This window comes from Pseudomonas sp. P9_31 (assembly GCF_034008235.1).
Lineage (GTDB): Bacteria > Pseudomonadota > Gammaproteobacteria > Pseudomonadales > Pseudomonadaceae > Aquipseudomonas.
In genome coordinates this window covers 1,720,431-1,734,218 of the sequence record NZ_CP125375.1, presented here as the reverse complement: position 1 = coordinate 1,734,218, position 13,788 = coordinate 1,720,431, and the positions used below count along the sequence as shown (strand labels likewise).

Annotated in this window: 11 protein-coding genes; 6 read left to right on the top strand and 5 right to left on the bottom strand. The window is 60.6% G+C overall.

Annotated elements, in window-relative coordinates; translation table 11 throughout:
* The first annotated feature begins 69 nt into the window (after positions 1–69).
* The 6 genes from QMK51_RS07795 to QMK51_RS07770 all read left to right on the top strand — a co-directional run bounded on the left by QMK51_RS07795 (position 70) and on the right by QMK51_RS07770 (position 7,551).
* The gene (locus QMK51_RS07795; RefSeq protein ID WP_320393647.1) at positions 70–2,193 is read left to right on the top strand and encodes a TonB-dependent receptor plug domain-containing protein; all 2,124 of its coding nucleotides are present in this window, start codon (positions 70–72) and stop codon (positions 2,191–2,193) included.
* A 1-nt stretch (position 2,194) separates the two neighbouring features.
* Positions 2,195–3,127: an ABC transporter substrate-binding protein gene (locus QMK51_RS07790; RefSeq protein ID WP_320393646.1), complete on the top strand. Its 933-nt coding sequence runs from the start codon at positions 2,195–2,197 to the stop codon at positions 3,125–3,127.
* On the top strand, positions 3,124–5,025 hold the full coding sequence (locus tag QMK51_RS07785) for an ATP-binding protein (protein WP_258699551.1): 1,902 nt from the start codon (positions 3,124–3,126) through the stop codon (positions 5,023–5,025). Before QMK51_RS07790 ends, QMK51_RS07785 begins: the two co-directional genes overlap by 4 nt.
* Before the next feature lie 248 nt (positions 5,026–5,273).
* Positions 5,274–5,789: a 3-hydroxyacyl-[acyl-carrier-protein] dehydratase FabA gene (fabA, locus tag QMK51_RS07780; protein ID WP_003179264.1), complete on the top strand. Its 516-nt coding sequence runs from the start codon at positions 5,274–5,276 to the stop codon at positions 5,787–5,789.
* An 11-nt stretch (positions 5,790–5,800) separates the two neighbouring features.
* Positions 5,801–7,021 (top strand): beta-ketoacyl-ACP synthase I, encoded by a 1,221-nt coding sequence (fabB, locus tag QMK51_RS07775; RefSeq protein WP_320393645.1) that lies wholly within the window; start codon positions 5,801–5,803, stop codon positions 7,019–7,021.
* A 341-nt stretch (positions 7,022–7,362) separates the two neighbouring features.
* On the top strand, positions 7,363–7,551 hold the full coding sequence (locus QMK51_RS07770; protein WP_320393644.1) for a hypothetical protein: 189 nt from the start codon (positions 7,363–7,365) through the stop codon (positions 7,549–7,551).
* A gap of 66 nt (positions 7,552–7,617) precedes the next feature.
* Here QMK51_RS07770 and QMK51_RS07765 read toward each other — a convergent pair whose 3' ends face one another.
* The 5 genes from QMK51_RS07765 to cysM form a co-directional block, all read right to left on the bottom strand.
* Complete coding sequence (locus tag QMK51_RS07765; protein ID WP_258699549.1) at positions 7,618–8,160, bottom strand: DUF2058 domain-containing protein; 543 nt, start codon at positions 8,158–8,160, stop codon at positions 7,618–7,620.
* Between the two features lie 25 nt (positions 8,161–8,185).
* Positions 8,186–9,019 carry a nucleoside triphosphate pyrophosphohydrolase gene (gene mazG / locus QMK51_RS07760; RefSeq protein WP_258699548.1) on the bottom strand — a complete coding sequence of 278 codons (834 nt, stop codon included), beginning with the start codon at positions 9,017–9,019 and terminating at the stop codon, positions 8,186–8,188.
* Between the two features lie 138 nt (positions 9,020–9,157).
* On the bottom strand, positions 9,158–11,401 hold the full coding sequence (gene relA / locus QMK51_RS07755; protein ID WP_258699547.1) for a GTP diphosphokinase: 2,244 nt from the start codon (positions 11,399–11,401) through the stop codon (positions 9,158–9,160).
* Positions 11,402–11,529: 128 nt separating this feature from the next.
* Positions 11,530–12,882 (bottom strand): 23S rRNA (uracil(1939)-C(5))-methyltransferase RlmD, encoded by a 1,353-nt coding sequence (gene rlmD / locus QMK51_RS07750; protein ID WP_320393643.1) that lies wholly within the window; start codon positions 12,880–12,882, stop codon positions 11,530–11,532.
* Positions 12,882–13,784, bottom strand: coding sequence for a cysteine synthase CysM (cysM, locus tag QMK51_RS07745; protein WP_320393642.1), 903 nt, complete (start codon positions 13,782–13,784; stop codon positions 12,882–12,884). Before cysM ends, rlmD begins: the two co-directional genes overlap by 1 nt.
* Positions 13,785–13,788: the final 4 nt, after the last annotated feature.

Here is a 13,788-nt window from a genome sequence, read left to right as displayed (position 1 = left end):
CAACGTGACTGGAAAAGTCGTTGTGCTCGGTTAACATGCGCGCCAACTAATCGCTATCAAGGCTGTGCCGTGTCTTTTGGCTCTCCCTCCTCTCGCTCGCCGCTGGTTCTGGCGCTGATGTTCAGCTCGCCATTGCTGGCCGACGACCTGTTCCTCGACAACGATCCGTTGCCGCAAGTGCTGACGGCAACGCGCTTGAAACAGTCGCCGGCCGCGGTGCCGGGCAGCATGACGGTGATCGACAGCGAACTGATCACCGCCAGTGGCGCGCGGGACATCAGCGAGTTGCTGCGGCTGGTGCCGGGGATGATGGTCGGCAATATCAGCGGCAATCAGGCGGCGGTGAACTACCACGGCACCAACGCCAGTGAAGCCCGGCGCATGCAAGTGCTGATCGACGGCCGCTCGGTGTACCGCGCAGGCCTGGCCACGGTGGACTGGAGCGATATTCCGGTGGCCATGGAAGACATCGAGCGCATCGAGGTTTTTCGTGGCCCGAACACCGTCAGCTACGGCGCCAACGCGCTGATGGCAGTGGTCAATATCATCACCCGCAAGCCGGCCGACAGCCACGGCACGCGGCTGAAAGTCACCCGTGGCCAGCGCGGTATCAACGACTTCTACGCCAGCCAGGGCAAGGGCTGGGGCAGCGGCGACTTGCGTCTGTCGCTGTCCGGCCAGCAAGATGATGGCTTCGACTCGAACCGCACCGGCGCCGATTACCGCGACAGCCGCCGCTTGAACCGCTTCAGCCTTGCCGTCAGCCAGACGCTCAACGAAAACCAGAGCGTCGATTGGCAACTGAATGCCAAGGACGGGACCAACCAGCGGCCGTATACCTACCGCCCGGTATTCTCAGGGATTACCGCCGCCGGGAATAATTCCGACGTCATCGCCAAGGACTACGCCGGCTCGCTGCGCTGGAACCTGGACATCAATCCCGATCACAGCCTTTATATTCAAGGCTCGGCGCAGCACTGGGATCGTCAGCAGACCTGGCGTGCCTGCGATGCCGAGGTCTCGTTCAGCCCGGAACTGACCGAACTCTGGCAACTCAATCCGAACTACGCCGAACGCCTGGCGCGCAACATGGAGCGCTACACCGGTTCCGGCGCACCGGCAGGGACTGCGGCTGAACGTGCGCTGGGCAATCAGGTACTGAGGCAATGGCAAAACGGCGCCCGGCAAACCCTCTGCGGCGACATTGACCAGAGCGCCCGGGAATCACGCTACGACCTCGAACTGCAAGACACGCTCAGCCTGTCCGACAGTCTGCGGCTGGTCAGCGGCATGAACTATCGTTACGACCGGGCAGATTCCGAGACCTACTTCAATGGCACGCTCGACGACACCACCTGGCGAGCGTTCGGCCAACTCGAGTGGCGCGCCACCGAGCACTGGTTGCTGCAAGGCGGTGCGATGTTCGAAGACACGCAGTTGACCGGTAGCTCGCTGACCCCACGGGTGGCGGTCAATTACCTGATCAACCCGCGTCACGGTTTGCGCGCGGTGTATTCGGAAGCCATCCGCTCACCAGACATGTTCGAGAACAACGTCAACTGGAGCTACCAGGTGACCAACCTGCAGCCAAGTGCCTACGGCCAGACCAGCGCCCGCTATTTCGTCAGGACCCGTGGCCCGGGCGACCTCGAACAGGAACGCATGCGCTCCCGGGAGCTGGGCTACAACGGCTACTTCGCAGAGTGGGGGCTGACGGTCGATGTAAAGCTGTTCTACGACGAAATCAACGGCATGATCAGCGAACCGCTGCGCAACAATCAGTACATTGCCAGCAACTCGAACAGCTCCAGATACTCCGGGACTGAAACCCAGCTGGACTGGCGCGTCAGCAGCGCTGACCGTCTGCGCCTGACCTATGCCTACGTCGATGCCGAGGCGAGCAATCCGTTGGATGCACAACAGACGGCGCGCAACAGCGGCTCCGCCGGTTGGCTGCGTAACTGGGGCCACGGCTGGAACAGCGCGCTCTTCTACTATGGCGCCGACGCCCTCAACGGTTACCGCTTCGAACGGGTCGATACCCGCATCGCCAAACGCATTGGCCTGGGCAAGGCCAATCTGGAGCTGGCCGGGATCCTCCAGCAACGCCTCGACAATCAGCCCACCACTTTCGTCGACAACAACTACGACGAGCGCCGGGTGCTCTACTTCAGCGCGGAGCTGGAGTTTTAAGATGCAGCATCGCCGGTCACGGAAGACGCCAATCCTTGGCCGCCTGCTGGCCGGGTTGTGCCTGGTGTTTGCCGGACTGCTGTGCTGCCTGCCGGCACGGGCCGCCGATATTTTGCTGACCGGCGCCGAAGACAGCCCCGGCGTGCAATCTTTCGTCCAGGCCCTGAGCGAGTTGCGCCCCACCGACAGCGTGCGTTTCCAGCCTGTCGCCAGCCTTCCGGCGCCCGGCCAACTGCCCGCTGGCACCCGTTTGATTCTGCTCGACCTGCCAAGCCTCGAGTGGCGCCTGCAAGACGCCCAGGGGCCGGCGACGCTGGTGCTGCGCATCAGCCGCCTGCAAGCCCGACAACGCCTGGGCAATGACCTGCCCCCGCATCTGAGCCTGCTCTGGAGTGATCCGCCACTGGATCGACAATTGCGCCTGACCCGACTCCTTCTGCCTGAGGTCCGACGGGTCGGTGTGCTTTTCGACGGCCACAGTGAGTTCCTGTTGAAGGAACTGCATCAGGCCGCCCTGCCCCTGGGCCTTGAAGTGGTCACCGAGCGTTGGGACAACACCAATGACAGCCGCCCCTTGCAGGCGTTGCTGAAAAACAGTGACGTGCTGCTGGGCCTGGACGACCCTGATCTGTATAACCCGAAAACCGTGAAAAACCTGCTGCTCAGCAGCTATGCCCGGCAACTGGCGCTGATCGGTCCCAACGCCGCCTTCGTCAGGGCCGGCAGCCTCGCCAGCACCTACAGCGACCAGAGCGATTGGCTGAAGATTCTCGACGAACTGCTCGACCGCCCCTCAAACACCTGGCCGCGCACCCTTTATCCGCAGCACTTCAAGGTCTTGAGCAACCCGCAAGTGGCTCGTTCATTAAGTATTGAACCGATGGACGAAGCCTCTGTCGCAACAAGGCTGGCCGAAGGAGAACACCGCCCATGACCTTCCGTCGCGGTTGGGACATCAATACCCGCACCCAGATCATCAGCCTCGGCCCGGCGCTGCTGCTGACGTTGCTGCTGATCAGCTTCTTCACCTTCGTGCGAATCCAGGACCTGCGCCAGGAGCTCAACCACACCGGTCAGCTGATCGCCAACCAACTGGCGCCAGCCACTGAATACGGAGTGATTTCGGGCAACAACGAGGTGCTCGAAAGCTTGCTCAAAGCCACTCTGGCCACGCCCAATGTGCGCTTTCTGGAAGTACAGGACAGCGCCAACCGGATTCTGGTGTACGTCGAACAACCGTCGCAAACCCACAACCGCGCGCACCAGGTCGAAGTGTTCCAGGCACCGGTGCGGCTGCAACGCATCGCGCTCAACAACGATTTTTTCCAGAACAGCCGTACCGTCCCCACAGCGCCAGGTGAGGATTATCTGGGCCGGGTGATCGTCGGTCTGTCCAACGACGCCTTCAATCAGCGCCAACAAGAAATCCTGTTCAAGGCCGGGATCCTGGCCTTGTTTGCCCTGTTGTTTACCTTTCTGCTGGCTCGGCGCCTGGCCGGCAGCCTGTCGCAACCGATCCACGACATCGGCAATGCGGTCAAGGCGATCCAGGAAGGCGACTACAAAACGCCCCTGCCGATTGTCGACGACACCGAACTGGGCGCCCTGTCGCAACACATCAACAACCTTGCCCAAGGCCTTGAACAAGCCAGCCGCGAACAGCATCAGGCCATGGCGCAACTGATCCAGACCCGCGAGGAAGCGGAAAAGGCCAACAACGCCAAATCCGATTTCCTGGCGATGATGAGCCATGAACTGCGCACGCCGATGAATGGCGTGCTGGGGATGCTGCAACTGTTGGAAACCACCGAAATGACCGAGGAGCAGATCGAGTACGCCGCGCTGGCCTCGGAATCCACTGAACACCTGCTCAAAGTCATCAACGACATTCTGGATTTCTCGCGCATCGAGCGCTCGGAACTGGAGCTGGAGCACATTGCGTTCAACCTCGCGGACCTGATCGGCAGTTGCGCTCAGTCGTTCCAGCACAGCGCGGTGCAACGCGGGCTTGACCTGCAACTGCGGATCCCCGAAGACATGCGTGCGCTGCAGGTTCAGGGCGATCCGACGCGGATCCGGCAGATCCTGGTCAATCTGGTCGGCAATGCGCTGAAGTTCACCGAACGGGGTCGCGTCACGATCGAACCGCAGTGGCAATCCCTGGACCACGAACTGCTGTGGTTCACCTGCACCGTGCGCGACAGCGGGATCGGCATCCCGGCCGACAGCCTGGAATTGATGTTCAACGCGTTCCAGCAGGCCGACAGCTCCATTTCAAGACGTTACGGTGGCACCGGGCTGGGGCTGCCGATTGCCCGCACCCTGGCAGAACGAATGGGCGGCACCTTGCGCGCTCAGAGCGAAGAAGGCGTTGGCTCGGTGTTCACCCTGGAAATCCCCCTGGCGATCTACGAACAGTCGTTGCCAGTGCTGACGCCGCGAGTACACACCGGCAATGGTCACGGCGAAGGTCGCAATGTGCTGCTGGTGGAGGACAATCCGGTCAACCGCACCGTCGTCGAAGCAATGTTGCGCAGTCTGGGCTTTACTGTCAGCGTCGCCACCGACGGTGCACAAGCGGTGCGCAGTGCCGAGAGCCTGATTTTCGAAGCGATTCTGATGGACTGCCGACTGCCGGTCGTCGATGGCTATGAGGCTACCCGACAGATCCGTCAACTGCCCGGCTGCGCTGACTTGCCGATCATCGCCCTGACGGCCAACGCCTTGCAGGGCGACCGCGAAGCCTGTCTGTCGGCGGGAATGAACGATTACCTGGCCAAGCCCTTTAAACGCACTGATCTGCAGCAAATTCTGCAGCGATGGGTGCAGTAGTGCAGGCCTTTCGGCTATCTGCGACTGGCGTGAACGACGAAAGTGCGGCAGTCTTAGGCACCCGAACAGGCCCGAAAAGGGGCTTGAATAATAATTTCAGTGCACAAGTGTACATTCATGTCCTTGGTGCTGTGACTTTCACCACAACGCAATAGTCTATGAGTAGGCTGCTGACTCGAGGCATGAACGCTTCGATCGGCCGGGAAGATTCGCCCCACCCTGCCGCATGGGACTATTGAGGAGCTCGCATGACCAAACAAAACGCCTTTACTCGGGAAGACCTGCTGCGCTGCAGTCGCGGTGAGCTGTTCGGCCCAGGTAACGCGCAACTGCCCGCCCCCAACATGCTGATGGTCGATCGCATCACCCTGATCAGCGAAGAAGGTGGCAAGTACGGCAAAGGTGAATTGGTCGCCGAGCTGGATATCACTCCGGACCTGTGGTTCTTCGCCTGCCATTTCGAAGGTGATCCGGTGATGCCGGGCTGCCTGGGCCTCGACGCCATGTGGCAACTGGTCGGTTTCTTCCTCGGCTGGCAAGGTCTGCCGGGCCGTGGTCGCGCCCTGGGTTCGGGCGAAGTGAAATTCTTTGGCCAGGTACTGCCGACCGCCAAGAAAGTCACCTATAACATTCATATCAAGCGCGTCCTCAAAGGCAAGCTGAACCTGGCCATCGCCGATGGTTCCGTGACCGTCGACGGCCGCGAAATCTATACCGCCGAAGGCCTTCGGGTCGGCGTTTTCACCTCCACTGACAACTTCTAAGGGTTATCCGCATGCGCCGCGTCGTTATCACTGGTCTGGGCATCGTTTCGTGCCTGGGCAATGACAAAGAGACCGTCTCCGCTAACCTGCGTGCAAGCCGCCCTGGCATCCGGTTCAACCCGGAATATGCCGAAATGGGTCTGCGTAGCCAGGTTTCCGGCTCCATTGACCTTCCCCTCGAAGAACTGATCGATCGCAAGATTTATCGCTTCGTCGGCCACGCGGCGGCTTACGCCTACCTGGCCATGAAAGATGCCATCGCAGACTCCGGTCTGACCGAAGAGCAGGTTTCCAACGTGCGTACCGGCCTGATCGCCGGCTCCGGTGGCGCGTCGACCTTGAACCAGATGGAAGCGCTGGACATCCTGCGCGAGAAAGGCGTCAAACGCGTAGGCCCGTACCGCGTCACGCGGACCATGGGCAGCACCGTTTCGGCCTGCCTGGCCACGCCATTCAAGATCAAGGGCGTGAACTACTCGATCTCCTCCGCGTGCGCTACCAGTGCTCACTGCATCGGTAACGCTGTGGAGCAGATCCAGTTGGGCAAACAGGACATCGTCTTCGCCGGCGGCGGTGAAGAAGAACACTGGAGCCAGTCGTTCCTGTTCGACGCCATGGGCGCCCTGTCCAGCCAGTACAACGAAACCCCGGAAAAAGCTTCCCGTGCCTACGACGCCAAGCGTGACGGTTTCGTCATCGCCGGCGGTGGCGGCATGGTCGTGGTCGAAGAGCTGGAACACGCTCTGGCCCGCGGCGCGAAGATCTACGCGGAAATCGTTGGCTACGGCGCGACCTCCGACGGCTACGACATGGTCGCCCCAAGCGGTGAAGGCGCCATCCGTTGCATGCAGATGGCCATGGCCACCGTTGATACCCCGATCGACTACCTGAACACCCACGGCACTTCGACTCCGGTCGGCGACGTGATGGAAATGAAAGGTGTGCGTGAAGTGTTCGGCGACAAGGCCCCGGCCATCAGCTCCACCAAGAGCCTGTCGGGTCACTCCCTCGGCGCCGCTGGTGTTCACGAAGCGATCTACTGCCTGCTGATGATGGAAGGCAACTTCATGGCCGGTTCCGCCAACATCGACGAACTGGACCCGGAAGTGGCAGACATGCCAATCCTGACCAAGACTCGCGAAAACGCCACCATCGACACCGTGATGAGCAACAGCTTCGGCTTCGGTGGCACCAACGCCACGCTGGTGCTGAAGCGTTGGACAGGTAAGTAATACCTCGCCGTTTCGCTGCACACAAAAACGCCCCGACTGGTTCGGGGCGTTTTTTTTGCCTGAATAAAGCAGCCAGTTAAGGCGCAAGCCCGCGCCCATAAGGATTGTGGTGTTCAATCCATCAGGCTCGAACCGCAGTTTTCTTCCTCGCGAACATGAAACATTTGTCATGGAACTCAACGGCCTGCGATCGAATGTCGCGCATTTCGCGGCCTCCAGGACTTTCTCCGATTTTGCAAAAGTCCGTTACCGAATTCAGTCGTTTACTTAGCCCGCTAACCAAACTTATAACAAAGCCCTGCACACGCCTTGCTGCAGATAACAGAGATTGGAGCTAGCAGATGACTGTAAAAGTAACTGAACGCGACGATTCACACATGTCCCACGAAGGCATCGCCGCCGGTATCCGCATCTGGGATGTACATCAACAAGACCTGCTGGTCGGGATGTTCCACTCCGAGACCGAAGCCCACCAATACAAGGCCGAACTGGAAACACTGGAGGAGCAGCGCGAAGCGCGTTCTGCATAATGACCGCATTGAAAACGACAAACCCCGCCATGAGCGGGGTTTGTCGTTGTTGCAGTCTCTAACGGCTTACCACATCAGATCATCAGGGATCTGATAGGCCGCATACGGATCGTCTTCGACGCTGACTTCTTCTGTCTTCACATTCAGCTGCACGATGCGCTGTGGATCGCGCTCCTGAATCTTCAGGGCCGCCTCACGAGGGATTACTTCGTAACCGCCGGCGTGATGCACGATCGCCAGCGAACCGTTGCTGAGCTTGTTGCGCATCAGGGTGTTGACGGAGATGCGTTTGACCTTCTTGTCGTCGACGAAGTTGTAGTAGTCCTCGGTGGTCAGCTTCGGCAGGCGCGTTACTTCGATCAATTGCTTGACCTGGGCGGCACGAGCCTTCTGCTCGGCCTTCTCCTGCTGCTGACGGTTGAGTTCCTGGTCACGCTTAACCTTCTCGGCCATGGCTTCCTGAGCCGCACGCTGCTGGGAGTCATCGAGTTCGATCTGGCCTTTGTGGGCCAAACGTTGTTGTTTCTGTTTTTCTTTGCCGACCTGTTTGGCCTGCTTTTGGTTGACCAGCCCTGCTTTGAGCAACTGGTCGCGAAGGGAAAGGCTCATGGTGCTTACTCACTTAGGCAACAGCTCAGCCGCAGCTGGGCAAATTCTTTTCCTGACGTTTGGCTTCGCCCCATAAGGCGTCCAACTCTTCGAGGGTGCAATCTTCTATGGGACGGTGGGTGTCGCGCAATGCCTGTTCGATAAATCGGAAGCGCCTTTCAAATTTTGAGTTCGCGCCGCGCAGCGCGGTTTCCGGATCGACCTTGAGGTGTCGCGCCAGATTGACCACGGAAAACAGCAGGTCGCCGACTTCATCGGCAATCGCTGCCGAGTCATTGTCGGCCATGGCTTCGAGCACTTCATCGAGCTCTTCGCGAACCTTGTCGAGCACCGGCAAGGCGTCCGGCCAGTCGAAACCGACCTGCCCCGCGCGCTTTTGCAGTTTTGCCGAACGGGACAGTGCCGGCAGCGCCGCGGGTACGTCATCGAGCAAGGACAACTGCTGCGGCGCCGAAGACTTCTCGGCGCGCTCTTCAGCCTTGATCTCTTCCCAACGTTGCTTGACCTGCTCTTCATTCAGACGCGGGACGTCCAGCGGCGCGTACAGATCACCGGTGGGGAACACGTGAGGATGACGGCGGATCAACTTGCGCGTGATGCTGTCGACCACGCCAGCGAACTCGAAGCGCCCTTCTTCCCGGGCCAGTTGGCTGTAATAAACCACCTGGAACAACAAGTCGCCCAATTCACCCTGCAAGTGATCGAAATCGCCGCGCTCGATGGCGTCGGCGACTTCGTAGGCTTCTTCCAGGGTATGTGGAACGATGGTGGCGTAGGTTTGCTTGATGTCCCACGGGCAACCGTATTGCGGGTCGCGCAGGCGGTTCATCAGGTGCAGCAGGTCTTCAAGTGAATACATCAATCTCTCTCACGGCAAAATCCCTAGTGGGAGCGAGCCTGCTCGCGATAGCGGACTTCCAGGCAACACATAGGCCGACTGAAGAATCGCAATCGCGAGCAGGCTCGCTCCCACAGTGGATCGGCGCTGAACATGCGATCAAGGCGTGCGGTTACGGCGAGTTTCGATGATGTTCGGCAACTGGGAAATCCGCCCCAGCAACCGCCCCAATGCATCCAGCCCCGGAATCTCGATGGTCAGGGACATCAGCGCCGTGTTGTCCTCTTTGTTCGAGCGGGTGTTGACCGCCAGCACGTTGATCCGCTCGTTGAGCAGCACTTGCGACACGTCGCGCAGCAGGCCGGAACGGTCGTAGGCACGGATGATGATGTCCACCGGATAGGTGAGCACCGGCACCGGGCCCCAGCTGACCTGGATGATCCGCTCCGGCTCGCGCCCGGCCAGTTGCAGCACCGAGGCGCAGTCCTGACGGTGAATGCTCACGCCACGGCCCTGGGTGATGTAACCGACGATGGCGTCCCCTGGCAACGGCTGGCAGCAGCCGGCCATTTGGGTCATCAGGTTGCCGACACCCTGGATCTGGATATCGCCGCGCTTGCCCGGTTTGTAGCCGGTGGCTTTGCGCGGGATCAGCTCCAGCTGTTCGTTGCCGCGTTCCGGCTCGACCAGTTGCTGCGCCAGGTTCACCAGTTGTGCCAGACGCAAATCGCCGGCACCCAACGCGGCAAACATGTCCTCGGCGGTCTTCATGTTGGCCTTTTCGGCCAGCTTGTCGAAATCCACCTGCGGCAGGCCGAGGCGATTGAGTTCGCGCTCGAGCAAGGTTTTACCGGCCGCGACGTTCTGATCACGGGCCTGCAACTTGAACCAGTGAACGATCTTCGCCCGCGCCCGCGAGGTGGTGACGTAACCCAGGTTCGGGTTCAGCCAGTCGCGGCTCGGGGTGCCGTGCTTGCTGGTGATGATCTCGACCTGTTCACCGGTTTGCAGGCTGTAGTTGAGCGGCACGATCCGCCCGTTGATCTTGGCGCCGCGGCAGTTGTGACCGATTTCGGTGTGCACGCGATAGGCGAAGTCCAGCGGTGTCGCACCCTTCGGCAAGTCGATGGCGTGACCGTCGGGAGTGAAGATATAAACCCGGTCCGGCTCGATATCGACCCGCAGCTGTTCGGCAAGGCCGCCGATATCGCCCAGCTCTTCGTGCCACTCGAGGACCTGACGCAGCCAGGAGATTTTCTCTTCGTAGTGGTTCGAGCCGGACTTGACGTCGGTGCCCTTGTATTTCCAGTGCGCGCAAACCCCCAACTCGGCTTCTTCGTGCATGGCGTGGGTGCGGATCTGCACTTCCAGCACCTTGCCTTCAGGGCCGATCACCGCGGTGTGCAGCGAGCGGTAGCCGTTCTCTTTCGGGTTGGCGATGTAGTCGTCGAACTCTTTCGGGATGTGCCGCCACAGGGTGTGGACGATGCCGAGCGCGGTGTAGCAGTCGCGCATTTCCGGCACCAGCACCCGAACAGCGCGCACGTCGTAGATCTGGCTGAACTCCAGACCCTTGCGCTGCATCTTGCGCCAGATCGAATAGATGTGTTTGGCCCGACCACTGATGTCGGCATCGACGCCGGTGGCCTGCAACTCGTTCTTGAGTTGGCTCATCACGTCGGCAATGAAGCGCTCGCGATCCAGCCGCCGCTCGTGGAGCAACTTGGCGATCTGCTTGTACTGGTCGGGCTCGAGGTAACGGAAGGACAAGTCCTCCAGCTCCCACTTGATATGACCGATACCGAGGCGGTGGGCCAGCGGCGCGTAAATGTCGAAGACTTCACGGGCGACGCGGTTGCGCTTCTCGTCGTCAGCGGTTTTCACTGCGCGGATCGCGCAGGTGCGTTCGGCCAGTTTGATCAGCGCGACGCGCACGTCGTCGACCATGGCCACGAGCATTTTGCGCAGGTTTTCGACCTGACCCTGAGTGCCCATCACCATGGATTTACGCGGGCTCAGGCTGTCGCTGATCGCCGCCATGCGTTGCACGCCGTCGATGAGTTTGGCCACCACCGGACCGAAGCGCTGGCTGACTGCCGGCAATTGGATCTGGCCTTCACGCACGCCACGGTACAAGACCGCCGCGACCAACGAATCCTGATCGAGTTTGAGGTCGGCGAGAATCTCGGCGATCTCAAGGCCCGTGCGGAAACTCGAGGTCCCTTCGGACCACAGATTCTTCGCCGCATTGGCTTGTTGTTCGGCCTCGCGAGCGAACTCGCAGGCTTCTTTCAAGGCTTCGCGATCCAGTGCCGCATCGACACTGACCGCGTGATCGAGCCAAGCCTCGAGATTGATACTGCCGTCAGTGTTGATCGGCTGGTGTGCTCTCACCTGTACCATCTTGCTTTACCTTCCCTACGACGCAGATTCAATGCGTCAAATCGCTGACCTTCGCTGCCCGTGTGCACTCGCGGGGCTAAGACGAATGCGCTTTGCACGAGCGGGTCAGTCGGACCAGACGAGCCATCCTAGCTCGCTTCAAATAACGCCATGGCCTCGACATGTGCCGTCTGAGGAAACATATCGAGAATCCCGGCACGTTTTAACCGGTAGCCCTGCTTGATCAATTCGACCGTGTCGCGCGCCAGCGTTGCAGGGTTGCACGACACATACACCAATCGTTCGGCACCCAGGGATGCAAGCTTGCGCACCACCTCGAAAGCACCGTCACGCGGTGGGTCCAAGAGTACCGCACAAAAGCCTTCGCTGGCCCATTTGGCATCAGCCAAAGGCTGGGATAAATCGGCCTGAAAAAACTTCGCATTATGCAAATTGTTGTTGGCAGCGTTCGCGGCCGCCCGCTCGACCATGGCCTGCACACCCTCGACCGCCACCACTTCGCGCACGGCTTTGGCCAGCGGCAAGGCAAAGTTGCCCAGCCCGCAGAACAGGTCCAGAACCCGCTCATCGGATTTCGGCGCCAACCACTCCAGCGCCTGGGCCACCATCGCTTCGTTGACCCCGGCGTTGACCTGAATGAAATCTCCCGGCCGATACGCCAGGTTCAGATCCCACTGTTCAAGGCGGTAGCCCAGCGACTGATCGGCCTCGACCGGTTGCGGCTCGCCTTCCCCATGCAGCCACAATTGGGCTTCATGGAAGGCGCAGAAATCCTTGAGGATCGTCATGTCGGCTTCGGACAACGGCGCCATGTGCCGCAGCAATACCGCCAATGACGAACCGCTGAACAACTCCACATGCCCCAGTGCCTGAGGTTTGCTCAAGCGCCGGAGCATCTCCGGCAAGCGGGTCATGATCGGTTGCAAGGGCTGTACCAGCACCGGGCATTCGTTGATGGCGACAATGTCCTGACTGCCGGCGGCGCGGAAGCCGACTTCCAGTTTTTTCGCTTTCATGTCCCAACGCACCGCCACTCGGGCGCGACGACGGTAGCCGAATTCCGGACCGCTCAACGGCGCTGCCCACTCATCAGGTTCGACACCGGCAACCCGCGACAATTGCTCGGCGAGCATGCGCTGTTTCAGGGCGAGCTGTTCGTTGTGGGGCAAATGCTGCACGCTGCAACCGCCGCAGCGAGCAGCATGAGCGCACGGTGCCGGGCGGCGCAATTCACTGGCCTGGAACACGCGCTCGGTGCGCGCCTCGACCACTTTGCCATGGGCACCCAAGACCCGCGCCTCGACGTCTTCACCGGCCAATGCGCCGATGACGAACCAGGTGCGACCTTCGAAAAACGCGATACCGCGACCGTCATTGGCCAGGCGCTCGATGGTCAAGCGCTGCTTTTTGCCGGTCGGGACTTGCGGGGCCTTGCTGCCGCCCGTGGGCTGGAAGCGCAGGCCTCTCTCTTGCCTGGCCATCAGTTGGGCGCGTCGAAAATACCGGTCGACAGGTAACGGTCGCCACGGTCGCAGATGATCGCGACGATCACCGCGTTTTCAACTTCTTTGGACAGACGCAGCATCGCCGCCACGGCACCGCCCGAAGACACGCCACAGAAGATACCTTCTTCGCGCGCCAGACGACGGGTCACGTCTTCGGCTTCGCTCTGCGCCATGTCGACGATCCGGTCCACGCGATCGGCCTGATAAATCTTCGGCAGGTATTCCTGCGGCCAGCGACGGATGCCCGGAATCGCCGAGCCTTCCATCGGCTGCAGCCCGATGATCTGCACGTTGTCGTTCTGTTCTTTCAGGTAACGCGAGACACCCATGATGGTGCCGGTGGTGCCCATCGAGCTGACGAAATGCGTGATGGTGCCTTGGGTCTGACGCCAGATTTCCGGACCGGTGGTGGTGTAGTGCGCCTCGGGGTTGTCACCGTTGGCGAACTGATCCAGCACCTTGCCACGGCCTTCTGCTTCCATTCGCTGGGCGAGGTCGCGAGCGCCTTCCATGCCTTCTTCCTGGCTGACCAGAATCAGCTCGGCGCCATAGGCTGTCATCGCGGCTTTGCGCTCGGCGCTGGAGTTGTCCGGCATGATCAGGATCATCTTGTAACCCTTGATCGCGGCGGCCATGGCCAGGGCGATCCCGGTGTTGCCCGAGGTCGCTTCGATCAGCGTATCGCCGGCGTGGATCTGCCCGCGCAGCTCGGCACGGGTGATCATCGACAGCGCCGGACGGTCCTTGACCGAACCCGCCGGGTTGTTCCCTTCGAGCTTGAGCAAAAGGGTGTTGCTGGTGACGCCAGGCAGGCGCTGCAAACGGACCAGCGGAGTGTTGCCGACGCAATCGGCGATGGTTGGGTACTGCAAGGTCATGGCG